The following is a 20,735-nucleotide window of genomic DNA, read 5'->3' as shown; positions in this document are numbered from 1 at the left end:
TTACAAGACAGATGTTCACGCCTGACGACCTCGATTTTGACCGCCAGCATATCTGGCATCCCTACACCTCAATGCGCGACCCGCTGCCCTGTTATCCGGTGGTGGCTGCCCAGGGTTGCCAGCTGCAGCTGGCAGATGGACGCGAGCTGGTTGACGGTATGTCGTCATGGTGGGCGGCGATCCACGGCTACAATCATCCGCGTCTCAACCAGGCACTGCAGCAGCAGATGGCGCAGATGTCACACGTGATGTTCGGCGGTATTACCCATCCGGCAGCAGTCGCGCTGAGCCGTCAGCTGGTGGCGATGACGCCTGAAGCGCTGGAGTGCGTGTTTCTGGCTGACTCCGGATCCATTGCGGTGGAAGTCGCGATGAAAATGGCGCTGCAGTACTGGCTGGGTCGCGGCGAGAGGCGCCAGACATTCCTGACGCTGAAGCGCGGCTATCACGGCGATACGTTTGCGGCGATGGCGGTATGCGATCCGGAAAACTCAATGCACAGCCTGTGGCGTGGCTATCTGCCGGAGCATCTGTTTGCCGCTGCGCCGCAGTGCGGTTTCACTGATACATGGGATGATGCCGATTTCAGCGACTTCGCCCGGCTGGCGGAGCAGCACCATCGCGACATTGCCGCGGTGATCCTGGAACCGATTGTGCAGGGTGCGGGCGGGATGCGCTTTTACCATCCGCGCTATCTGCAGCAGGTGCGGGCGCTGTGCGATCGCTACGGGCTGCTGCTGATCGCCGATGAGATCGCCACCGGCTTCGGCCGCAGCGGCAAGCTGTTTGCCTGTGAACACGCGGGCGTGACACCCGATATTTTATGCCTCGGCAAAGCGCTGACCGGCGGGATGATGACGCTCGCCGCCACGCTGACCACGCGCGAGGTGGCTGACACCATCAGCCGCAGCGCCGCTGGCTGCTTTATGCATGGCCCGACCTTTATGGGCAACCCGCTTGCCTGCGCGGTCGCGGCTGAAAGTCTGGCCATGGTGGCGGAAGGAGAGTGGCAGACGCAGGTCGCGGCCATTGAGCAGCAGCTGCAGCGGGAGCTGCTGCCGCTGCAGCTGCATCCCGCCGTGGCGCAGGCGCGCGTGCTGGGTGCCATTGGCGTTATCGAAACGCATCAGCCGGTGAATATGGCCGCGCTGCAGCAGTTCTTTGTTGAGCGCGGCGTCTGGATCCGCCCGTTTGGCCGGCTCATCTATCTGATGCCACCTTATCTGATTTCTGCGCAGGCGCTGAGCCAGCTCACCCGCGCCATTCGGGACGCGCTGGATCACGCTGGCCATTTTCAGCCCTGACGCCGCTGGTATCTGCTGCGCTTTTGCACCATGATGACCTTCCGCGATTAGTAAAAAAGGAGGAGTTATGCGCCTGTTTAGTCAGGATTTTAACGACGGCGATAAGATGCCAGAGCGCCACGTGTTTAACGGCATGGGTTATCAGGGCGATAACCTGTCGCCCCATCTCGCCTGGGATGAGGTGCCGGAAGGCACTAAGAGCTTTGTTGTCACCTGCTACGATCCCGATGCGCCCACCGGTTCCGGCTGGTGGCACTGGGTGGTAGCCAATATTCCGGCTGACGTCACCGTGTTGCCGCAGGGCGCCGGTTCCGGCGTGGCGGAGCTGCCTGAAAGCGCTATCCAGACCCGTACCGACTTCGGCCAGACCGGCTACGGCGGCGCCGCACCGCCGCAGGGTGAATCACACCGCTACATTTTCAGCGTGCACGCGCTGGACGTGGAGACGCTGGATGTGGATGAAGGCGCCAGCGGCGCAATGGTCGGCTTTAACGTGCATTTCCATGCGCTTGCCAGCGCATCGGTTACGGTAAAATACGCCTGATCGCACCGGGCGCGCTTCGCTGCGCACCCTGATAAAGGTCGCCTCTGAGGGCGACCTTGCGTGACATCATTACGCCAGCGCGAGGATCGCTACCCACATCGGCCCCTGCCCGACCGCATAACGCGCCAGCGGCTGCAGCAGGCCACGCTCCGCAATCCGGTACACTTCAATATGATGCGATTTCTGTCCCGCAGCCACCAGGTAAGCGCCACGGCTATCGATATTAAAACCGCGCGGCTGCGTTTCCGTTGGCTGATGGCCCTCAATGGTCAGCGCATCGCCCGCTTCACTGACGCTGAACACGGTAATCGTGCTGCTGGTGCGATCGCAGGCGTAGAGCGACCGGCCATCCGGTGTGATATGAATATCTGCCGCCCAGCGTGTGCCACTGAAATCAGCCGGCATCATATCCAGACTTTGTACGCACCTCATCTCGCCCTGCAGTGACCAGACATCCACCGTGCTGTTGAGTTCATTGACCACATAGCCATAAGCGCCGCCGGGATGAAACGCCATATGGCGCGGGCCTGCGCCTGCGGCAGTATTGACGTCTGCCTGCGCGTGCGGCGTCAGCGTGCCATCCTGATGCAGCTGAAAACGGCAGATGCGATCCTGCTTCAGCGCCGGCACCAGCAGCGTCTCGTTATCCAGGTCGATGTTGGCGGAGTGGCATCCCTCAAGGCCGTTGATCACCTGCGACGGGGCCTGCGGCAGGCCGTTCTCATCCAGCGGACTGATGCTGACGCAGGCGTCGTTATAGGAGCCGCAAAAGAGAAACCGGCCTTCGCGATCGGTGGAGATATGCGTCGGGCTGCCTGGCAGCGGCGCTTCACCCGCCAGCGTCAGCGTTCCGTCTGCGGCGATGCGGTAGGCGAGCACGCGAAAATCGGGACGTACGCCCACATAAAGAAAATCTTTTTTCGGGCTCACCACCATTGGCTGCACCTGACCGGCCACATCGGTAACCTGCAGTAGCGTCAGCGCGCCATCTTCCTGAAGCTGCCAGGCGTGGATCTGCTGGCTCTCGGGACTGGCGGTATACACGACTTGTTTCATGCGTTTTTCCTTATTCGCTGCCTGATGAAAGGGATAACTGTAGCCTGTTTCAGCCGGCTACGCTGGCGGGATTTTTGCCCGCTTTTTTGTCTCAGCGCGGCTGGCAGGTGTAGACTTGATGCCTGGTTATTCAAAGACGGAACCCGTAATGAGCTATCGCGTAATCGCCCTCGATCTGGATGGCACCCTGCTGACACCCAATAAAACTATTCTGCCTGAATCTCTGGAGGCGCTGGCCCGCGCGCAGCAGGCGGGCGTTAAAGTGCTGATCGTTACCGGTCGCCATCACTGCGCTATCCACCCTTTTTATCAGGCGCTGCAGCTTGATACACCCGCAATCTGCTGTAACGGTACCTATTTGTATGATTATCAGGCAAAAAAAGTGCTGGCCGCCGATCCGCTGGCGAAAAGTCAGGCTGCAAGGGTAATAGAGATGCTTGACGAGGAGAACATTCACGGTCTGCTGTACGTCGACGATGCCATGCTCTACCAGGAGCCGACCGGTCACGTCACCCGCACGCTGAACTGGGCGCAATCGCTGCCGGAAGCGCAGCGCCCGCTGTTCCTGCAGGTGCCCAGCCTGGCGCAGGCGGCGCAGGATGCTGAAGCGATCTGGAAGTTTGCCCTGTCACATCCGGATACCCGCGCATTACAGCAGTTTGCTGAACGTACCGAAGCGGAGCTGGGCCTGGCGTGTGAATGGTCCTGGCACGATCAGGTTGATATCGCCCAGGCGGGTAACAGCAAAGGCAAACGCCTGGCGCAGTGGGTGGAGAGCCAGGGCTTCAGCATGCAGGAGGTGCTGGCGTTTGGCGATAACTATAACGACCTTAGCATGCTGGAGCAGGTGGGGCTGGGCGTGGCAATGGGCAACGCCGATGATGCCATCAAAGCGCGCGCGGCCGAGGTGACCGGCACCAACCTTGAGCCGGGCATTGCAGAGATTATTCGCCGGGAAGTGCTGTGACGGCAGCCGCCTCCGTCAGGCAATAACTGAAACGCTTTTGAGCTGGACATAGAGCCACTGATCGACGCGAATGCCCAGCTCATCGCGTGCCCACGGCGTGATGCGTGCCCAGAGCTCGCTGCTGCCGATGCGGACCCTGACTTCGACCTGATCGTCAATATCCAGCAGCTCCATGACCTGCGCAGGCAGAATGTTACGCACGGAGGTATGCTGGGCTGGCTGCAGCGCCAGTGAGACATCGGCTGACGCGATGCGAATGCGCAGCGTGCTTTTTGCTGGCAGGTTAACGCGACTCACCCAGATATGCTGATCGCCCAGCAGCAGTGCGGTCATGGGATAGTAAGGATGCTGCTCCAGCACCTGCACGCGCAGCACGCTGGTGCGTTCGCTGACCGGCAGCCAAGGGCGCATTGCGCTGCTGCTCCAGACTTTCTCCAGCGGGCCTGCCGCTTTAACGCTGCCGTTATCCAGCACCAGCACATTGTCCGCGAGCTGCACAATCTCATCCAGGCTGTGCGAAACGTAGAGCACCGGCACGGCAATCTGCTTTGTCAGCTGCTGCAGCCACGGCAGCAGCTCACGCTTGCGCGGCAGATCCAGTGACGCCAGGGGTTCATCCATCAGCAGCAGATCGGGCGCACTCAGCAGCGCCCGGCCAATCGCCACGCGCTGTTTTTCACCGCCTGAAAGCGTGGCCGGAAAGCGATCCAGCAGCGCATCCAGTCCCAGCAGCGTCACCAGCTGCGCAAACTGCGGCTTCATTGATGCGGCCATGCTGTACTGCAGATTGCCGCGCACCCGATAGTGCGGAAAGAGTCGCGCGTCCTGAAACACATAGCCGATACGCCGCTGCTCCGGCGGCAGATTGATGCCGCGCGCGCTGTCAAACAGCAGCCGCTCATTGATCTGTATGCGGCCCAGCTGCGGCTGGGTCAGGCCGCTGATAGCGTTGATCAGCGACGTTTTACCCGCGCCCGAGACGCCAAACACGGCGGTAATACCGTGCGCCGGCAGCGTCGTATCCAGCTCCAGCAAATGATCACCCAGCCGCTGGGAAAACTGCAGCGTCAGCATCAGGCGATCCCCCAGCGTTTGCGGCCCCAGCGCGCCAGTAATTCTGACGCCACCAGCGACAGCAGCGCCAGTGCGATAGCCACCGCACAGAGCCGCGCGGCGGTGCTTTCTGCACCCGGCGTTTCAATCAGGGAAAACATCGCGGAAGGAATGGTACGGGTTTCTCCGGGGATATTGGAGACAAAGGTGATCGTGGCGCCAAACTCCCCCAGCGAACGGGCAAACGCCAGCACGGTACCGGCAATAATGCCCGGCAGCGTCAGCGGCAGCGTAATAGTAAAGAAGACCCGCCAGCGCCCCGCTCCCAGCGTTCGCGCGGCCTGCTCCAGCCGGGTATCCACCGCCTCCAGCGCCAGCCGGATGGCGCGCACCATCAGCGGAAATGCCATCACCGCCGCCGCCAGCGCCGCACCGCGCCAGCTGAAGGCGAAGGTAAAGCCAAACCACTCCCAGAGCCAGGCACCGATCGCGCCGCGACGTCCCAGCGCCAGCAGCAGCAGATAGCCCACCACTACCGGCGGCAGCACCAGCGGCAGATGCACCAGGCTATCGAGCAGCGTTTTACCCGGAAAACGGCAGCGTGCCAGAATCCAGGCCATGAGAATGCCAAACGGCAGGCTGCACAGCACCGCCACGCAGGAAACTTTCAGGCTGAGCGCAACAGCCTGCCACTCGGGATCGCTCAGTATCATTTTTTCGGCGTAAATCCATACTGTTTAAAAATAGCTGCGGCCTCAGGTCCCTGCAGATAGTGCCAGAAGGCGCTGACCGCCGCGTTCTGATGCGCTTTGACTATGGCCATCGGATACTCCACCGGCGGATGAGAATCGGCGGGAAAACGCCCGGCTACAACAACCTCTTTACTCGCGACGGCGTCAGATCCATACACGATGCCATAGGGGGTTTCGTTACGCTCAACCAGCGCCAGCGCGGCGCGCACGTTGCTGGCTGGCGCAAGCTGTGACGCGAGCTGCTGCCAGGCGCCCAGCTTCTGCAGCGCTGCTTTAGCGTAAATCCCGGCGGGCACATGTGCCGGATCGCCCACCGCCAGACGCTGCCCCTGCAGCAGATTTTTCCAGTTGGTGGCGGCAGAGATGGTTACGGGTGCCGCGCCGGCAGCTTTAGGCGCGATCAGCACCAGATCGTTACCCAATAGCGTTACGCGCGTCTCCGCTTCAATGCTCTGCTTTGCCGCCGCATCATCCATCCACTGCTGATCGGCAGAGATAAAGAGATCGGCCGGCGCGCCCTGTTCAATCTGGCGTGCCAGCGTGGAGGAGGAGGCAAACGAGGAGACCACTTCGGTCCCACTCTGCTGCTGATAGCGGGTAGCGATCTCCTGCAGCGCATTGGTCAGTGATGCTGCAGCAAACACCGTAATTTTATCAGCCGCCACCGCCTGGCCCGCCAGCGAAAGGGTCAGCGTAGCCGTAGCCAGCCAGTAAGAAGATTTGTTCAGCATGTAAGACTCCCTGTTTCGTTGTATACCGAATGATACAACGCCTGGGCAGATGCCGCTATGCGCAGCATGCGGATAAATATTATCAGAGTGGGTATCGGCAGGAGCGGACGGAAATTGATAAAAAAACGCCCGCAGCGTGCGGGCGGGTCAATCAGTGCTGTGAGCTTTTCGCCGGGCGGTCATTGCGGCGGCCAAATTTGGAGATAATGTTAAACACCTCTCCGAGGCCGTAAATCAGACCCAGCATAATCGCCATCACAATCGGCACCATGATGACCGCGACGGCCAGGCTTTTTATCAGTTCCAGCATGGAAACCTCACGCAGAATTTAAAAAAGTGATTGTAGCGGCAGCGGAAAAAAAGGCACTGCCCTTTTCGTGCTTTTACTTTACGCCGTACACTACCCGCTTCCGACTAAAGGAGCTGACATGCAAGCCGATCTCTCACTTCATATTCGTCTTCAGCAGAAACTGTTTGCCGATCCGCGCCGTATTGAACTGCTGCGGCGGGTTGCTGAGACGGGGTCAATCAGTCAGGGTGCCCGGCTGGCGGGCATCAGTTATAAAAGCGCCTGGGACGCCATCAACGAGATGAACCAGCTGGCGGATGAGACGCTGGTTGAGCGGGCTACCGGCGGCAAAGGCGGCGGCGGCGCCCGTCTGACGCGCTATGGCGCACGACTGATCCAGCTGTTCGATCTGCTGGCGCAGATCCAGCAGAAAGCGTTTGATGCCCTGCAGCAGGATAACCTGCCGCTCGACAGCCTGCTGGCTGCGATTGCGCGCTTCTCGCTGCAGACCAGCGCGCGTAATCAGCTGTTTGCCACCGTGCGCAGCCGTGATAACCGGCCGGTGCAGCAGCATATTGAGGTGGTACTGGCCGATGGCGTGACCCCGGTTAACGTGGCGCTGACCGCGCGCAGCGCGCAGCGGCTGCAGCTGGTACCCGGAAAAGAGGTGCTGGTGCTGATTAAAGCGCCGTGGATCCGGCTCGGTGACGAAGGAGAACCCGGCGATAACGCCCTCTCTGCTCAGGTCAGCGCCATTGAAGAGGGAGAAGAGATGAGCGAAGTGCTGCTGACGCTGAGCGGTGGTGAAACGCTGTGCGCTACCCTGAGCGCAGCGCAGCTGGCGCAACAGCCGCTGCGGCCAGGCGACGCAGTCACCGCCTGCTTTAGCGCTGAACAGGCGATTATTGCCACGCTAATCTGACGCCTCTGCCCTGATTGACTTCCGTAGCAGCGGCCGTTACAACAGTAACAACGATGCACAAACCGGAATACATCATGTCTTTATTGCATATTTCGCAAGGCACATTTCATCTTAGTCACCATCGCGCGCTCAGCATTAACGCGCTGACCGTTCAGCGCGGTGAGAGCTGGGCCTTTGTTGGCGCTAACGGCAGCGGTAAATCTGCCCTGGCCCGGGTGCTGGCAGGTGAACTTAACGCGGGAAAAGGCCACTTCAGCAGCGATTTTCGCCGGCCGATCCGCCTCTCATTTGAGCAGCTGCAGCAGCTGGTGAGTGAGGAGTGGGAGCGCAATAACACCGATATGCTCAGCGAAGGGGAAGAGGATACCGGCCGCACCGCTGCAGAGATCGTCCAGGCGGACGTCAGCGATGAAGCCCGCTGCCGCGCGCTGGCGCAGCAGTTTGGTATCCAGGATTTGCTGGATCGCCGCTTTAAATATCTTTCTACCGGTGAAACCCGCAAAACTCTGCTTTGTCAGGCGCTGATGGCAGAGCCGGATCTGCTGATCCTTGATGAGCCGTTTGACGGGCTGGACGTCGCGTCGCGCGCCAGCCTCACCGCGCTGCTGCAGCAGCTGCATACGCAGGGCTATACGCTGGTGCTGGTGCTGAACCGGTTTGAAGATATCCCCGATTTCATTCAGCAGGCGGGCGTGCTGGCAGAGTGCACCCTGACCCACGCCGGTGACCGCAGGACGCTGCTGGCGGAAGCGCTGGTGGCCCAGCTGGCGCACAGCGAACGATTGCAGGGCATGGCGCTGCCGGAGGCAGATCGCCCCGATCTGCTGCCGGCGCTGGCCGTTGACACGCCACGCGTAATACTGCGTCATGGCAGGGTCGCCTATGATGATTGTCCTATCATCGATAACCTCAGCTGGCAGGTTAACGCCGGCGAACACTGGCAGATTACCGGGCCAAACGGCGCCGGCAAATCCACCCTGCTTAGCCTGGTGACCGGCGATCATCCGCAGGGCTACAGCAACGACTTAACGCTGTTTGGCATCCGGCGCGGCAGCGGCGAAACCATCTGGGATATTAAGCAGCATATCGGCTACGTCAGCAGCAGCCTGCACCTTGACTACCGGGTAAGCTGCAGCGTGCGCACCGTGGTGCTCTCCGGCTTTTTTGACTCGATTGGCCTTTACCAGGCCGTTTCAGAGCGGCAGAAAGCGCTGGCGCGTCAGTGGCTGGCGCTGCTCGGCATGGATAACGCGCTGGCAGATGCCCCTTTTCACAGCCTCTCCTGGGGTCAGCAGCGGCTGGTGCTGATTGCGCGCGCGCTGGTTAAACATCCCGCCCTGCTGATTCTGGATGAGCCGCTGCAGGGGCTGGACCCGATTAACCGTCAGCTGGTACGCCGCTTTACGGATGTGCTGATTGGTGAAGGCCGCACCCAGCTGCTGTTCGTCTCGCACCACGCTGAAGATGCGCCGCGCTGTATTACCCATCGCCTCAGCTTTGTCAAAACCCCACAGGGTTACTGTTATCAGCAGGAGGCGTTGCGCACGCCGCAGCCCTGACCGCGTTCTGCCCCGCTTACTCTGCCTTGCCGATCGCCTGCTCCGTCAGGCAGGCGACCGGTGCCTCACCTGCCAATGTAATCGCTACCACTAATCTGTGCTAAATTTGAATCCATCTGTTTCACAGACCGCAAAATTAAGAATAAGCGACTTGTGTAAACGATACCATTTATCCAGACTTGATCACGCTTTTGCCTGCGGGCATATGCTAGTTTGAGCGCAGAAAACGTTTACTGTTTGCCGTTACCAGGACAAGTTATGCAAAAATTTAATCCGGTGGATCATCCGCATCGCCGCTATAACCCGTTAACCGATCAGTGGGTCCTGGTGTCACCGCACCGGGCGAAACGCCCGTGGCAGGGCGCGCAGGAGACGCCAGCGCGTGAGACGCTGCCGGCGCACGATCCCGACTGCTTTCTGTGCGCGGGCAATACCCGTATCACCGGTGATAAAAACCCTGATTACACCAACACCTATGTCTTCACTAACGACTTTGCTGCGCTGATGGAGGAGACCCCGGATGCGCCGCAGAGCGACGACCTGCTGATGCGCTGTGAAAGCGCCCGCGGCACCAGCCGGGTGATCTGCTTTTCGCCCGATCACAGCAAAACGCTGCCGGAGCTGTCGCTGAGCAACCTCGAAGCCATTGTTGCGACCTGGCAGCAGCAGAGCGCTGAGCTGGGGCAGCACTATCCGTGGGTGCAGGTGTTTGAGAACAAAGGCGCGGCCATGGGCTGCTCCAATCCGCATCCGCACGGTCAGATCTGGGCTAACAGCTTTCTGCCTAATGAAGCGCAGAAAGAGGATGATAACCAGCGCCGTTACTATGCCGAAAAAGGCACGCCGCTGCTGCTGGATTACGCGGCACGCGAGCAGCAGGACGGCAGCCGTACCGTCGTGGAGACGGCACACTGGATCGCCGTAGTACCGTGGTGGGCCGCCTGGCCGTTTGAAACCCTGCTGCTGCCAAAAACGCACGTAAAACGCCTGACCGAACTCAGCGCAGAGCAGAGCAGCGACCTGGCGCGCGCGCTTAAGCTGCTGACCAGCCGCTATGACAATCTGTTCCAGTGCTCATTCCCCTATTCGATGGGCTGGCACGGCGCGCCGTTTACCGAAGAGGCCGGCGATCACTGGCAGCTGCATGCGCACTTCTATCCACCGCTGCTGCGCTCGGCAACGGTGCGTAAATTTATGGTCGGCTATGAGATGCTGGCTGAAACCCAACGTGATTTAACGGCGGAGCAGGCAGCAGAACGTCTGCGCTCTGTCAGCGATATCCATTTTCGTGAGGCGCAATAAATGTCTTTGAAATCGACTACCCGGCAGCTGTTCGCTGACACCTTTGGTTATGCTGCCACCCATACCATTCAGGCGCCGGGCCGCGTCAATCTGATTGGTGAACACACCGATTACAACGACGGCTTTGTGCTGCCGTGCGCTATCGATTATCAGACGATAATCGCCTGCGCACGCCGCGACGATCGCCAGGTCCGGGTGATCGCCATGGATTATGACAACCAGCAGGATAGCTTCTCGCTGGATGCGCCGATCGAACCGGTAAAAGAGCCGATGTGGGCCAACTATGTGCGCGGCGTGGTGAAACACCTGCAGCAGCGTGACGCCGGCATCGGCGGCGTGGATATGGTGATCAGCGGCAACGTGCCGCAGGGCGCCGGCCTCAGCTCCTCTGCGTCACTGGAAGTGGCCGTCGGCACGGTATTCCGTGAACTCTGGCAGCTGGATCTCGATGGCGCGGCGATTGCGGTCAACGGCCAGGAGGCGGAGAACCAGTTTGTTGGCTGTAACTGCGGCATTATGGATCAGCTGATTTCAGCACTCGGCAAACAGGATCATGCCATGCTGCTCGACTGCCGCACCCTGGCGACCCGTGCGGTGCCGATGCCGGACAACGTCGCCGTGGTTATTATCAACAGCAATTTCCGCCGCTCGCTGGTAGGCAGTGAATATAATACCCGCCGCGAGCAGTGTGAGACCGGCGCGCGCTTCTTTAACAAACCGGCGCTGCGCGACGTCACGCTGGAGGAGTTTGAAGCACGCGAGCATGAGCTGGATAAGCTGGTGGCGAAGCGCGTGCGTCATGTTATTACCGAAAACGCCCGGACGCTGGAAGCGGCCGACGCGCTGAGTCAGAGCGATCTTGAACGCATGGGCGAGCTGATGGCGGCTTCACACGCCTCTATGCGCGACGATTTTGAGATCACCGTGCCGGCAATCGATCAGCTGGTGGCGATTGTTAAACAGGAAGTGGGTCCGCACGGCGGCGTGCGCATGACCGGCGGCGGCTTTGGCGGCTGCATCGTGGCGCTGATGCCGGCAGAGCGGGTAGATCAGGTCAGAGCGGCCGTGGCGGAAAAATATGAAGCGCAGACCGGTATCAAAGAAACCTTCTACGTCTGCAAGGCCTCAGAGGGAGCGGGTCAATGGTAAGCGACGTCAACTCCCATGCGCCAGACGGACAGCCGTGGCGCATCACGGTTCTGCGCAACCGTCACGGCATGGTGGCCACCTTTATGGACTGGGGTGCCACCTGGCTTTCGGCGCGCGTGCCGATGCGGGATGGCAGCGTGCGTGAAGCGCTGCTGGGCTGCGCTACGCCGTCAGATTATCTGCATCAGGACGCCTATCTCGGCGCCACGATTGGCCGCTACGCCAATCGCATCGCGCAGGCTGAGCTAAAGACGCTTAATCTGAAGCTGGCTGCCAATCAGGGGCCGCATCAGCTGCACGGCGGGCCGGAAGGGTTTGACAAACGCCGCTGGCAGATTGTCAGCCAGAGCGACAGCAGCGTGCACTATCGGCTCGACTCGCCGGATGGCGATCAGGGCTATCCGGGTAATCTTATCGCCTCCGTGACCTATGAACTGACGGAGGATAATACGCTGGCGATCCGCTATCAGGCGGAGACCGATCGCGCCTGCCCGGTTAACCTGACTAACCACGCCTACTTTAACCTTGATGCGCATCATGGCGACGCCCGCCAGCATCGGTTACAACTGCAGGCAGATCGTTACCTGCCGGTAGACAGCGCGGGCATCCCCGCTGCGCCGCTGAAAGCCGTTGCGGCGACCAGCTTCGACTTCCGCCAGCCTAAGCGCGTGGCGGACGAGTTTCTGGCTGATGCCGATCAGCAGGCGGTCAAAGGCTACGATCACGCGTTTTTACTGAACGCGGCAGGTGACATCACGCAGTGTGCCGCCGGACTCTGGTCCGCTGACGGCGCGCTGCAGCTCAGCGTGTTTACCACGGCACCTGCGCTGCAGTTCTATACCGGCAACTACCTGGCGGGAACGCGCGCCCGCGAGCAGGAGAGCTATACTGCTTTCCAGGGCATTGCGCTGGAGAGTGAATTTTTACCCGATTCGCCTAACCATAGCGAGTGGCCGCAGCCCGATTGCTGGCTGCAACCCGGTGACATCTGGCGCTCAGAGACGCGGTATCGCTTTACGGCACACTGAGACGACGGCTGAAAAACGCGCACTGCGTATGCGACAGACTTACGCCGTGCGCCGTTTTCCGTTATGGTATGGCGCTATCAGTGTGCCGCCGCTTCAGGCGGCCGCAGCCGGGTTCATTACTAATCTACTTAAGCATTAAGGAGTAAAGCTATGGCCGTAACTAAGCTGGTTCTGGTCCGTCACGGCGAAAGCCAGTGGAATCAGGAAAACCGCTTCACCGGATGGTATGATGTGGATCTCTCTGACAAAGGTCGTACCGAAGCGAAAGCGGCGGGTCAGCTGCTGAAGAAAGAGGGCTTCGTGTTCGATTTCGCCTATACCTCCGTGCTGAAACGTGCCATCCACACCCTGTGGAACGTGCTGGATGAACTGGATCAGGCCTGGCTGCCGGTAGAGAAAACCTGGCGTCTGAATGAGCGTCACTACGGTGCGCTGCAGGGGCTGGATAAAGCAGAAACCGCGGCTAAATATGGTGATGACCAGGTTAAGCAGTGGCGTCGTGGTTTTGCCATTACTCCGCCAGAGCTGGATCGCAGCGATGAGCGTTTCCCCGGCCACGATGCGCGTTACAAATCACTGACCGAGGCGCAGCTGCCTACCACCGAGAGCCTGGCGCTGACCATCGACCGCGTTATCCCTTACTGGAACGAAACCATTCTGCCGCGCATTAAAAGCGGTGAGAAAGTTATCATTGCCGCACACGGTAACTCGCTGCGCGCGCTGGTAAAATATCTCGATAACATGAGCGAAGATGAGATCCTCGAACTGAACATCCCGACCGGCGTGCCGCTGGTGTATGAGTTCGATGAAAACTTCAAGCCAATCAAACACTACTATCTGGGTGATGCCGATGAGATCGCAGCGAAAGCCGCGGCCGTGGCAAACCAGGGTAAAGCGAAGTAAACCTCCGCAGTAAACCTGAAGGCCAGACGTTTGTCTGGCCTTTTTTATGCGTCACGCTCAGCCGCGACGGGTACGGATCGCCTGCGCCAGCTGACGCAGCGCTGTTTCCGTATCTTCCCAGCCAATGCAGGCATCGGTTACGCTCTGGCCGTATACCAGCGGCTTCCCGCTCTCCAGGCTCTGATTGCCTTCCACCAGATGGCTCTCAATCATCACGCCGGTAATCGCCTGCTCGCCGCCGGCAATCTGCTGTGCCACATCTTCCGCCACAACCATCTGCCGCTGGAACTGCTTGCTGCTGTTGGCATGGCTGAAATCGATCATCACCTGCGGACGCAGGCCCGCTTTTTCCAGCCCGCTCTTCACTGCCGCAACGTGCTCAGCGCTGTAGTTTGGCTCTCTGCCGCCGCGCAGGATGATGTGGCAATCTTCATTGCCGCGCGTCTCAACGATAGCCGAGTGCCCATATTTGGTTACTGACAGGAAGCAGTGCGGCGCGCTGGCCGCGCCAATGGCGTCAATAGCGACTTTGATCGTGCCGTCGGTGCCATTTTTGAACCCTACCGGACAGGAGAGACCGGAAGAGAGTTCGCGATGCACCTGCGATTCGGTGGTGCGTGCACCGATGGCGCCCCAGCTCATCAGATCGGCCATATATTGCGGCGTGATCATATCCAGAAACTCGCCGGCAGCTGGCAGACCGGTGTCATTGATATCCACCAGCAGCTTACGTGCCAGACGCAGTCCTTCATTAATCTGAAAGCTGCCATCCATGTGGGGATCGTTAATCAGCCCTTTCCAGCCCACCGTGGTGCGCGGCTTTTCAAAATAGACGCGCATCACCACTTCCAGCTCGCCGCTCAGCTCATCGCGCAGCGTCAGCAGGCGTGCAGCGTACTCTTTCGCCGCTGCCGTGTCGTGGATTGAGCAGGGACCGATCACCACCAGCAGGCGATCGTCCTCGCCATGCAAAATGCGGTGAATGGCCTGACGCGCCTGCGATACGGTCGCCGCCGCGCGCTCCGTTGCCGGATATTTCTCCAGCAGCGCTACCGGGGGAAGTAACTCTTTGATCTCTTTAATGCGCAAATCGTCGTTCTGGTAATCCATACTTATTCCATTCAGATTTTCGCCCTGCGTGCGCCGGACGTAACCCCTTCAATCTATCCCTTCAGCCGGCATGAGTAAATTAAGAGCGTTATGAAAATGCTTTTGTCTCATTTGCATTTATAGAGCCATAGACTAAGCTTTTAAACGTAAGCACTGAGGAACGAGTCGCTTACACTATATATTTTTACGCCGAACACTCCTGACGAAATTTAATTTCGTTACGGCCCGCTTTTTTCGTCACACAGCACCCGTGGGTGTCAAACGGCAACTATCCATTTATTACAGGAGCATAATGATGAATAAGTTTGCAATTGTTTTTCTGACGGCAGCAATGACTCTGGGTAGCGGTGCAGCGATGGCTGCAAACAACAATGGACAGGCCAACGCATCAGCTGAAGCGGGTGCGGCAGCGGGCGGCGCAAAACAGAATCTGCCTCCGCACAATGTTGATAATAGCGATATCAACACCGGCAACACCAATACCAACGGCGCAGCAATGTCAGGCACTGAGTCAGGCGATATGTCTGCCAAAGAGGTGCACAAAAACACCATGTGTAAAGATGGCCGCTGCCCGGACATGAACAAAAAAGTCGAAACCAAATCGGGTAGCGACAACGTGAATACCAAAACCGACGGCACAACTCAGTAAGAGATGTCTCTGCGGTAATCAGGGCGAGCGCAGGCTCGCCCTTTATTTTTGCCGGCCCCGCTTTTCCGCTATGCTAACCGCCATGAAATTCACAGGAACGGTGACATGGCTACCCTACTGCTTATTGACGATCACCCGCTGGTTGAAGTCGCACTTCAGGCTGCCTGCCAGCACGCCCCTATTCCTCTGCAGCTCTATGCCGCCGCTGATGAATCTCAGGCACGCGCCTGCCTGCAGCAGCATAATATTGACGTCATTATTCTTGATATCGGCCTGCCGGATTGTGATGGTCTGGAGCTGCTGCGCCGCCTGCGCGCCCGCGATGCACAGCGCCCGGTGCTGATCTACTCTGCACAGCAGAGCCGCCACACCTTACTGAGCGCCGCTTCGCTGGGGGCGGCAGGCTATGTGGTGAAAAGCCAGAGCATGGCTCAGCTGCTCAGCGCCATCCTTGCAGTGCTGGGGGGACAGCAGGCCTTTCCGCCGCTGCCGGAGCGCCTGGACCTGCCGTTGACGGAGAAAGAGCAGCAGATTGTAGCGCTACTGGTGCGCGGCCTCTCTAACCTGCAGATTGGTGAGCAGCTGCATATCAGCAATAAAACCGTCAGCACGCATAAAAAAAATATCATGGCCAAGACCGGCGTGACCTCGGTGGTTGAGCTGGCTGAACTGTGGAAAGCGCAGCAGTGAAGCGGCTCTGGCTGCTCTGCTTGCTGCTGGTAGCCGGCGCACGCGCTGAACTGCTGCCCGCCAGCAGCGTCATGCTGCCTGCGGTTATGCCGGTGCCTCACGCTGCGCCACCGCCCGCCACGCAGCTGCGCGTGGCGGTGCCGGTGCAAAATAGCGCGCCCTGGTCGATGCGCATCGGCGATCGCCTGTGGGGCATTGATGCTGACTATCTCAGCGCCCTCAGCCAGCAGAGCGGCGTACGGTTTCAGCTGCAGGGCTACCCTGACCGGAGCGCGCAGCTGCAGGCGCTGAAGCGCGGTGAGGTGGACCTGGTTTTGACGACTGAAAGCGCACCGCTGCCTGCCGGCGCCTCGCTCAGCGCCAGCTGGTTCAGCACGCCGCTCCGTATTTACCGCAACCGTGCAAATCAGCGCGCGGTAATGTTTAACAGCGATAACGCTCAGCTGACGATTGCCGGCAGCACGCTGACGCAGCTGCCGCCGGAGCTGGCAGCGCGCCACCGCTGGCATCCGCTGGCCGGCAACTTACAGGCGCTCTACGCCCTGCTCAATCAGCAGAGTGATTATCTGGTCGCCGATGAAGCCAGCGCCGGCTTTCTGCTCAGCCAGCTGCAGCAGGGAGAGATCTACCAGATCACCGCCGATCCGGATGCGGTACTGACGCTACGCACGATCGCCCGCGATCCGGCGCTGACAACATGGATCGATGCGCAGCTTCGCCTGCTGCCGGCGGAGTTCAGCCGGCAGGTTGCTCAGCGCTGGAGCCCGCCGCTGCCGCGCTATCAGGATACGCAGACGCTGATGCTCAGCCCGGCAGAGCAGCAGTGGCTGGCGGCGCATCCCGTTGTCACCTACGCCGCCGCGCCAGATAATGCCCCCTGGAGCTACCGGGACGCCAGCGGTAACGCGCGCGGCTTTGGTATTGACCTGCTTAATGCGCTGGGCCAGAGCACCGGCATCCGCTTCACGCCGCGCTGGGTCGCTAACCCGCAGCAGGCGCAGGCGCTGCTGGCACAGCAGGCGGTGATGCTTACGCTGCTGGAGCCTCTGGATACGCCCGATGCGGCCTCCACCACGCTTCCGGTATGGCGTGCTATCTGGGGCGTTTACAGCCGGATGCCGCTTGCGCCTGCCGACTGGTCCTCGCTGCAGGGCAAACGTCTTGGCGTACTGCGCGGCGATCTGGCCCGTCAGCTGCTGCCGCCGGGTATTACGCCACAGTGGTTTGACGACCGCACCCGGCTCTGGCAGGCGCTCGGCAGCGGACAGATTGATGCGCTGGTGGATAATGTGATCTCAGCACGCTGGCGGCTGGCCAGCCGCGATGACACCGCGCTGCGTCTGGCGTTTGCCGCCAGCGATATCGCCTGGCCGATGGCGCCCCGGGTAACCCCGCAGCAGCCGCAGCTGCGCGCCCTGCTCGATCGCGCGCTGCAGCAGATACCGCCAGAAACGCTGAACCAGATGCGGGCAAGCTGGGCGCAGCCGCCGCAGCCCGGCAGCACGATGATGATGCGCAGCATACCAAAACTGCTGCTGTTTGCAGCGGCGCTGATTATTGCAGGGCTGCTGCTGCTGCAGCTGCGTCACGTGCTGCAGCAGCGGCGTGAACGGCGGCAGCGCGCAGAAGCGGAGCGCGCCAGTGCGGCTAAAAGCCAGTTTCTCGCGACCGTCAGTCATGAACTGCGCACGCCGATGCAGGCGATTCTTGGCCTGCTGGAGCTGGAACAGCAGCAGCATGTGCCCTCACGGGTCGCGCTGATGCACAGCAGCGCCCGCTCGCTAATGGCGCTGCTGAACGATTTGCAGGATCATGCGCGGATTGAGAATCAGAGTTTCCGCCTGAATCCGCACCCGCTGAATCTCTCCCGCTGGCTGCAGCAGCAGCGGCAGCTTTACCATCCGCTGATGCGCCCCGGCGGTCCGCAGCTGCGCGTAACGGCCCTGACGCCGCTGCCCGCCAGCGTGCTGCTGGATAGCGATCGCCTGCAGCAGGTCATTAATAACCTGGTGGCTAATGCACTGAAGTTCACCCGTGAAGGCGAAATAAGCCTTACGCTGGCGGCAGAGGAGCAGATTACGCTTGTTGTGACGGACAGCGGCAGCGGCATTCCGCTCAGCGAACAGGCACACCTGTTTGAGCCATGGTATCAGGCGCCGTCTGGCCGGCGTCATGCGGTACAGGGCAGCGGTCTGGGGCTCTTTATCTGCCGGGAAATCGTACAGCGAATGGGCGGTACGCTGCAGCTGAGCTCTGCGCCGGGCCAGGGCACACGCGTCAGCGTAACGCTGCCGCTGACGCCCTGTGACATTGCGGATGCCGGCGACGATCCGGTCTGGCCGCGCTATCCGCAGCTGCGGGTGGCGATTGTTGACGATCATCCCGCTAATCTGCTGGTGCTGCAGCAGCAGCTGGCTGCTTTTGGCATTCAGGCTGAGACCTTTGATGCGGGACGCGCCCTGCTGCTCGCCGATGCCAGGCAGCCGTTTGATGTGCTGTTTATCGATCAGATGATGCCGCATCCCGATGGCCTGACGCTGCTGCGCATTCTGCGCCGCCGCCAGCGGCAACGACCACACCCTGCCCTGCGCGTGATCTGTTCCGCCGACGTGCAGCGCTTGCGCCTGCCTCTGCAGGCGCATGAGGCGCAGCTGGTGAAGCCCGTTACGCTGCAGGCGCTGGCCGCGCTGCTGGCGCAGGCGCAGTCCGATCCGCTGGCGCAGCTGCCGGCAACGCTGCAGCAGCTGGCTCAGCACGACGCCAGCTGGCTGCCGCGCATCAGTGAAACGCTGCAGCGCGCCGTTACGCAGGATCGCGATGCGCTGCTGCAGGCCAGCGGGCAGCGCGACTGGGCGGCGATTGAAAAAGCGGCTCACCGCCTGAAAGGCAGCTGGCTGATGCTGGGCATTGAAGATGCCGCCGGAGCGTGTCAGCAGCTGATTGACGCCGCGAAACAGCAGCAGCTCCATCCTGACACGCTCAATTTACTGATATTATTAACCAACAGGCTACTCAACCAACTGGAACGCTATGGCACACTCTCACTCTCACGGTGACCACAATGCTAATCGCACCCGCCTGGCGGCGGCGTTTAGCGTCACGGCACTGTTTATGCTGGCCGAAGTGATCGGCGGCCTTCTTTCAGGTTCACTGGCGCTGCTGGCCGACGCCGGACATATGCTGACCGACGCCGCCGCCCTGCTGATGGCGCTGCTGGCGGTGCAGTTTGCGCGCCGTAAACCCAATGCGCGGCATACCTTTGGCCTGCTGCGTCTGACCACCCTGGCGGCGTTTGTAAACGCGATTGCGCTGCTGGTGATCACCGTGCTGATTGTCTGGGAGGCGATCCGGCGTTTTACTCATCCGCAGCCGATTGAGGGCGGCCTGATGCTCGGTATCGCTATCGCCGGGCTGTTTGCTAACCTGCTTTCATTCTGGCTGCTGCATCGCGGCAGCGGCGAGAAAAATCTCAACGTGCGCGCCGCCGCGCTGCACGTCATGGGCGATCTGCTTGGTTCGGTGGGCGCCATTGCCGCCGCGGTTATCGTTATGCTTACCGGCTGGACGCCCATCGATCCGATTCTTTCACTGCTGGTTTCCGTGCTGGTGGTGCGCAGCGCCTGGGCGCTGCTGCGTGAAAGCCTGCATGAGCTGCTGGAGGGTGCACCGGTGAATATCAATATTGATAAGCTGGCGCGCGAGCTGAAGCTGAACATCGATGAGGTGCGTAACGTTCACCATATTCACCTGTGGCAGGTGGGAGAGAAGCCAGTGCTTACGCTGCATGTTCAGGTGGTGCCGCCGTACGATCACGACGGCCTGCTGCGAAAAATTCATCACTATCTGCATCAGCACTATCAGATTGAACATGCCACGGTGCAGATGGAGTATCAGGCGTGCAGCCTGCCCGACTGCGCGCTCGGTTCAGAACACGCCGCTGATGACGATCATCATGCGGTGCTGGACGGACACGCGCATCATCATCACTAACCCGCCAGCGCACGTGAGCCCTGCTCGCGTGCGCTCTGTATCCACAGACGCGAGCCGTTCAGCGCAATCAGCGTGAGAATGGCGTACTCCAGCGACATCGCATATACCCCCTGCCGGGCAAAAATCATCACGCTAATGACGTTGATGACCACCCACAGCAGCCAGTTTTCGACATATTTACGCGTCATCAGAATCATTGCCACGACAGAGAGCACCATCATGCAGGAATCCCAGAAGGGAAACGCGTCAGGCTGCAGCTGCGGCATGCTGACCTGCAGGCCGATTCCCTGCATGATCTGCACTGCGCTGCGGGTAAGGAAGCCAAACACCATGTCGATATAGCGCGTCATCAGCGCAATCGCAATAACGCAGGCGGCGCCCCATGCCAGCGCTTTCGGCGGCGACAGCCAGCGAATTTTTAACGCGCGCTCATGGTCACTGGTTTGCCGGCTCCATGCGTACCAGCCATAGAGATTGGCGACAAAGAAAAAAAGCTGCAGCAGCAGGCTGGCGTAGAGCTGGATCTGAAAGAAAATCACCGCAAACAGCGTGACGTTGATCAGGCCAAACAGGTAGTTACTGATTTTTTCCTGGCTTGCCAGCCAGATACAGAGCAGCCCGGCCAGCGTGCCGAACGCTTCAATCCATGAGAGGTCGTATCCGCCGGCGCCCAGAGGGATATGTACCAGGATATTTTGCGTGCTGAAAATGTCCATTACTGGCTCCTGTGCCTGAAA

General features: G+C 60.2%; 20 protein-coding genes. 13 read left to right on the top strand and 7 right to left on the bottom strand.

Features of this window, described 5'->3' with window-relative positions; translation table 11 throughout:
* Window positions 1-11: 11 nt before the first annotated feature.
* Window positions 12-1,304, top strand: a complete 1,293-nt coding sequence (gene bioA, locus LAC65_RS04810) for an adenosylmethionine--8-amino-7-oxononanoate transaminase (RefSeq protein WP_039383304.1) — start codon at window positions 12-14, stop codon at window positions 1,302-1,304.
* Window positions 1,305-1,371: 67 nt separating this feature from the next.
* Window positions 1,372-1,848: a kinase inhibitor gene (locus tag LAC65_RS04805; protein ID WP_039383301.1), complete on the top strand. Its 477-nt coding sequence runs from the start codon at window positions 1,372-1,374 to the stop codon at window positions 1,846-1,848.
* Between the two features lie 69 nt (window positions 1,849-1,917).
* Here LAC65_RS04805 and pgl read toward each other — a convergent pair whose 3' ends face one another.
* Complete coding sequence (gene pgl, locus LAC65_RS04800; protein WP_039383299.1) at window positions 1,918-2,904, bottom strand: 6-phosphogluconolactonase; 987 nt, start codon at window positions 2,902-2,904, stop codon at window positions 1,918-1,920.
* A 148-nt stretch (window positions 2,905-3,052) separates the two neighbouring features.
* Here pgl and LAC65_RS04795 point away from each other — a divergent pair, with 148 nt between their 5' ends.
* Complete coding sequence (locus LAC65_RS04795; protein ID WP_039383296.1) at window positions 3,053-3,871, top strand: pyridoxal phosphatase; 819 nt, start codon at window positions 3,053-3,055, stop codon at window positions 3,869-3,871.
* 15 nt (window positions 3,872-3,886) lie between these two features.
* Here the strand turns inward: LAC65_RS04795 and modC are convergent, their stop codons facing one another.
* The 4 genes from modC to LAC65_RS04775 form a co-directional block, all read right to left on the bottom strand.
* Entirely contained in the window at window positions 3,887-4,945 is a 1,059-nt protein-coding gene (modC, locus tag LAC65_RS04790) for a molybdenum ABC transporter ATP-binding protein ModC (protein ID WP_039383294.1), read from the bottom strand.
* Window positions 4,945-5,637: a molybdate ABC transporter permease subunit gene (modB, locus tag LAC65_RS04785; RefSeq protein WP_039383292.1), complete on the bottom strand. Its 693-nt coding sequence runs from the start codon at window positions 5,635-5,637 to the stop codon at window positions 4,945-4,947. The genes modC and modB overlap by 1 nt, the downstream gene beginning before the upstream one ends.
* Window positions 5,634-6,407 carry a molybdate ABC transporter substrate-binding protein gene (modA, locus tag LAC65_RS04780; RefSeq protein WP_039383290.1) on the bottom strand — a complete coding sequence of 258 codons (774 nt, stop codon included), beginning with the start codon at window positions 6,405-6,407 and terminating at the stop codon, window positions 5,634-5,636. The genes modB and modA overlap by 4 nt, the downstream gene beginning before the upstream one ends.
* Window positions 6,408-6,558: 151 nt before the next feature.
* Window positions 6,559-6,717, bottom strand: a complete 159-nt coding sequence (locus tag LAC65_RS04775; protein ID WP_039383289.1) for an AcrZ family multidrug efflux pump-associated protein — start codon at window positions 6,715-6,717, stop codon at window positions 6,559-6,561.
* Between the two features lie 118 nt (window positions 6,718-6,835).
* Between LAC65_RS04775 and modE the strand changes: the two genes are divergently transcribed.
* The 6 genes from modE to gpmA all read left to right on the top strand — a co-directional run bounded on the left by modE (window position 6,836) and on the right by gpmA (window position 13,559).
* A complete protein-coding gene (gene modE / locus LAC65_RS04770) occupies window positions 6,836-7,618 on the top strand; it encodes a molybdenum-dependent transcriptional regulator (protein WP_039383286.1) in 783 nt (260 codons plus the stop codon).
* Between the two features lie 74 nt (window positions 7,619-7,692).
* Window positions 7,693-9,177: a molybdate ABC transporter ATP-binding protein ModF gene (modF, locus tag LAC65_RS04765; RefSeq protein ID WP_039383283.1), complete on the top strand. Its 1,485-nt coding sequence runs from the start codon at window positions 7,693-7,695 to the stop codon at window positions 9,175-9,177.
* 258 nt (window positions 9,178-9,435) lie between these two features.
* Entirely contained in the window at window positions 9,436-10,479 is a 1,044-nt protein-coding gene (gene galT / locus LAC65_RS04760; protein ID WP_039383281.1) for a galactose-1-phosphate uridylyltransferase, read from the top strand.
* Window positions 10,480-11,628, top strand: a complete 1,149-nt coding sequence (galK, locus tag LAC65_RS04755; protein ID WP_039383278.1) for a galactokinase — start codon at window positions 10,480-10,482, stop codon at window positions 11,626-11,628.
* Window positions 11,622-12,656: a galactose-1-epimerase gene (gene galM, locus LAC65_RS04750; RefSeq protein ID WP_039383276.1), complete on the top strand. Its 1,035-nt coding sequence runs from the start codon at window positions 11,622-11,624 to the stop codon at window positions 12,654-12,656. Before galK ends, galM begins: the two co-directional genes overlap by 7 nt.
* 150 nt (window positions 12,657-12,806) lie before the next feature.
* The gene (gpmA, locus tag LAC65_RS04745; protein WP_039383274.1) at window positions 12,807-13,559 is read left to right on the top strand and encodes a 2,3-diphosphoglycerate-dependent phosphoglycerate mutase; all 753 of its coding nucleotides are present in this window, start codon (window positions 12,807-12,809) and stop codon (window positions 13,557-13,559) included.
* Window positions 13,560-13,616: 57 nt separating this feature from the next.
* Here gpmA and aroG read toward each other — a convergent pair whose 3' ends face one another.
* Complete coding sequence (gene aroG / locus LAC65_RS04740; RefSeq protein ID WP_039383273.1) at window positions 13,617-14,669, bottom strand: 3-deoxy-7-phosphoheptulonate synthase AroG; 1,053 nt, start codon at window positions 14,667-14,669, stop codon at window positions 13,617-13,619.
* Window positions 14,670-14,964: 295 nt separating this feature from the next.
* Between aroG and LAC65_RS04735 the strand changes: the two genes are divergently transcribed.
* The 4 genes from LAC65_RS04735 (at window position 14,965) to zitB (ending at window position 19,998) form a co-directional block, all read left to right on the top strand.
* Window positions 14,965-15,318: a YbgS-like family protein gene (locus LAC65_RS04735; protein WP_082032651.1), complete on the top strand. Its 354-nt coding sequence runs from the start codon at window positions 14,965-14,967 to the stop codon at window positions 15,316-15,318.
* 105 nt (window positions 15,319-15,423) lie between these two features.
* Window positions 15,424-16,008: a response regulator transcription factor gene (locus LAC65_RS04730; protein ID WP_039383269.1), complete on the top strand. Its 585-nt coding sequence runs from the start codon at window positions 15,424-15,426 to the stop codon at window positions 16,006-16,008.
* Complete coding sequence (locus LAC65_RS04725; RefSeq protein WP_039383266.1) at window positions 15,990-19,064, top strand: hybrid sensor histidine kinase/response regulator; 3,075 nt, start codon at window positions 15,990-15,992, stop codon at window positions 19,062-19,064. Before LAC65_RS04730 ends, LAC65_RS04725 begins: the two co-directional genes overlap by 19 nt.
* The gene (gene zitB, locus LAC65_RS04720) at window positions 19,039-19,998 is read left to right on the top strand and encodes a CDF family zinc transporter ZitB (protein ID WP_039383263.1); all 960 of its coding nucleotides are present in this window, start codon (window positions 19,039-19,041) and stop codon (window positions 19,996-19,998) included. Before LAC65_RS04725 ends, zitB begins: the two co-directional genes overlap by 26 nt.
* On the opposite strand, the gene pnuC is transcribed toward zitB, so the two are convergent.
* On the bottom strand, window positions 19,995-20,714 hold the full coding sequence (gene pnuC, locus LAC65_RS04715; RefSeq protein WP_039383260.1) for a nicotinamide riboside transporter PnuC: 720 nt from the start codon (window positions 20,712-20,714) through the stop codon (window positions 19,995-19,997). The two genes, zitB and pnuC, sit on opposite strands and share 4 nt — an antisense overlap.
* Window positions 20,715-20,735: the final 21 nt, after the last annotated feature.

The organism is Pantoea eucrina (assembly GCF_020079945.1).
Lineage (GTDB): Bacteria > Pseudomonadota > Gammaproteobacteria > Enterobacterales > Enterobacteriaceae > Pantoea > Pantoea eucrina.
Note: the sequence above shows the minus strand (reverse complement) of the source record. Positions and strands in the feature narration are given on the sequence as shown.

Coding starts and splice junctions, on each gene's coding strand:
- bioA (WP_039383304.1), top strand. CDS start 12: ATGTTCACGCCTGACGACCTCGATTTTGACCGCCAGCATATCTGGCAT.
- LAC65_RS04805 (WP_039383301.1), top strand. CDS start 1,372: ATGCGCCTGTTTAGTCAGGATTTTAACGACGGCGATAAGATGCCAGAG.
- pgl (WP_039383299.1), bottom strand. CDS start 2,904: ATGAAACAAGTCGTGTATACCGCCAGTCCCGAGAGCCAGCAGATCCAC.
- LAC65_RS04795 (WP_039383296.1), top strand. CDS start 3,053: ATGAGCTATCGCGTAATCGCCCTCGATCTGGATGGCACCCTGCTGACA.
- modC (WP_039383294.1), bottom strand. CDS start 4,945: ATGCTGACGCTGCAGTTTTCCCAGCGGCTGGGTGATCATTTGCTGGAG.
- modB (WP_039383292.1), bottom strand. CDS start 5,637: ATGATACTGAGCGATCCCGAGTGGCAGGCTGTTGCGCTCAGCCTGAAA.
- modA (WP_039383290.1), bottom strand. CDS start 6,407: ATGCTGAACAAATCTTCTTACTGGCTGGCTACGGCTACGCTGACCCTT.
- LAC65_RS04775 (WP_039383289.1), bottom strand. CDS start 6,717: ATGCTGGAACTGATAAAAAGCCTGGCCGTCGCGGTCATCATGGTGCCG.
- modE (WP_039383286.1), top strand. CDS start 6,836: ATGCAAGCCGATCTCTCACTTCATATTCGTCTTCAGCAGAAACTGTTT.
- modF (WP_039383283.1), top strand. CDS start 7,693: ATGTCTTTATTGCATATTTCGCAAGGCACATTTCATCTTAGTCACCAT.
- galT (WP_039383281.1), top strand. CDS start 9,436: ATGCAAAAATTTAATCCGGTGGATCATCCGCATCGCCGCTATAACCCG.
- galK (WP_039383278.1), top strand. CDS start 10,480: ATGTCTTTGAAATCGACTACCCGGCAGCTGTTCGCTGACACCTTTGGT.
- galM (WP_039383276.1), top strand. CDS start 11,622: ATGGTAAGCGACGTCAACTCCCATGCGCCAGACGGACAGCCGTGGCGC.
- gpmA (WP_039383274.1), top strand. CDS start 12,807: ATGGCCGTAACTAAGCTGGTTCTGGTCCGTCACGGCGAAAGCCAGTGG.
- aroG (WP_039383273.1), bottom strand. CDS start 14,669: ATGGATTACCAGAACGACGATTTGCGCATTAAAGAGATCAAAGAGTTA.
- LAC65_RS04735 (WP_082032651.1), top strand. CDS start 14,965: ATGAATAAGTTTGCAATTGTTTTTCTGACGGCAGCAATGACTCTGGGT.
- LAC65_RS04730 (WP_039383269.1), top strand. CDS start 15,424: ATGGCTACCCTACTGCTTATTGACGATCACCCGCTGGTTGAAGTCGCA.
- zitB (WP_039383263.1), top strand. CDS start 19,039: ATGGCACACTCTCACTCTCACGGTGACCACAATGCTAATCGCACCCGC.
- pnuC (WP_039383260.1), bottom strand. CDS start 20,714: ATGGACATTTTCAGCACGCAAAATATCCTGGTACATATCCCTCTGGGC.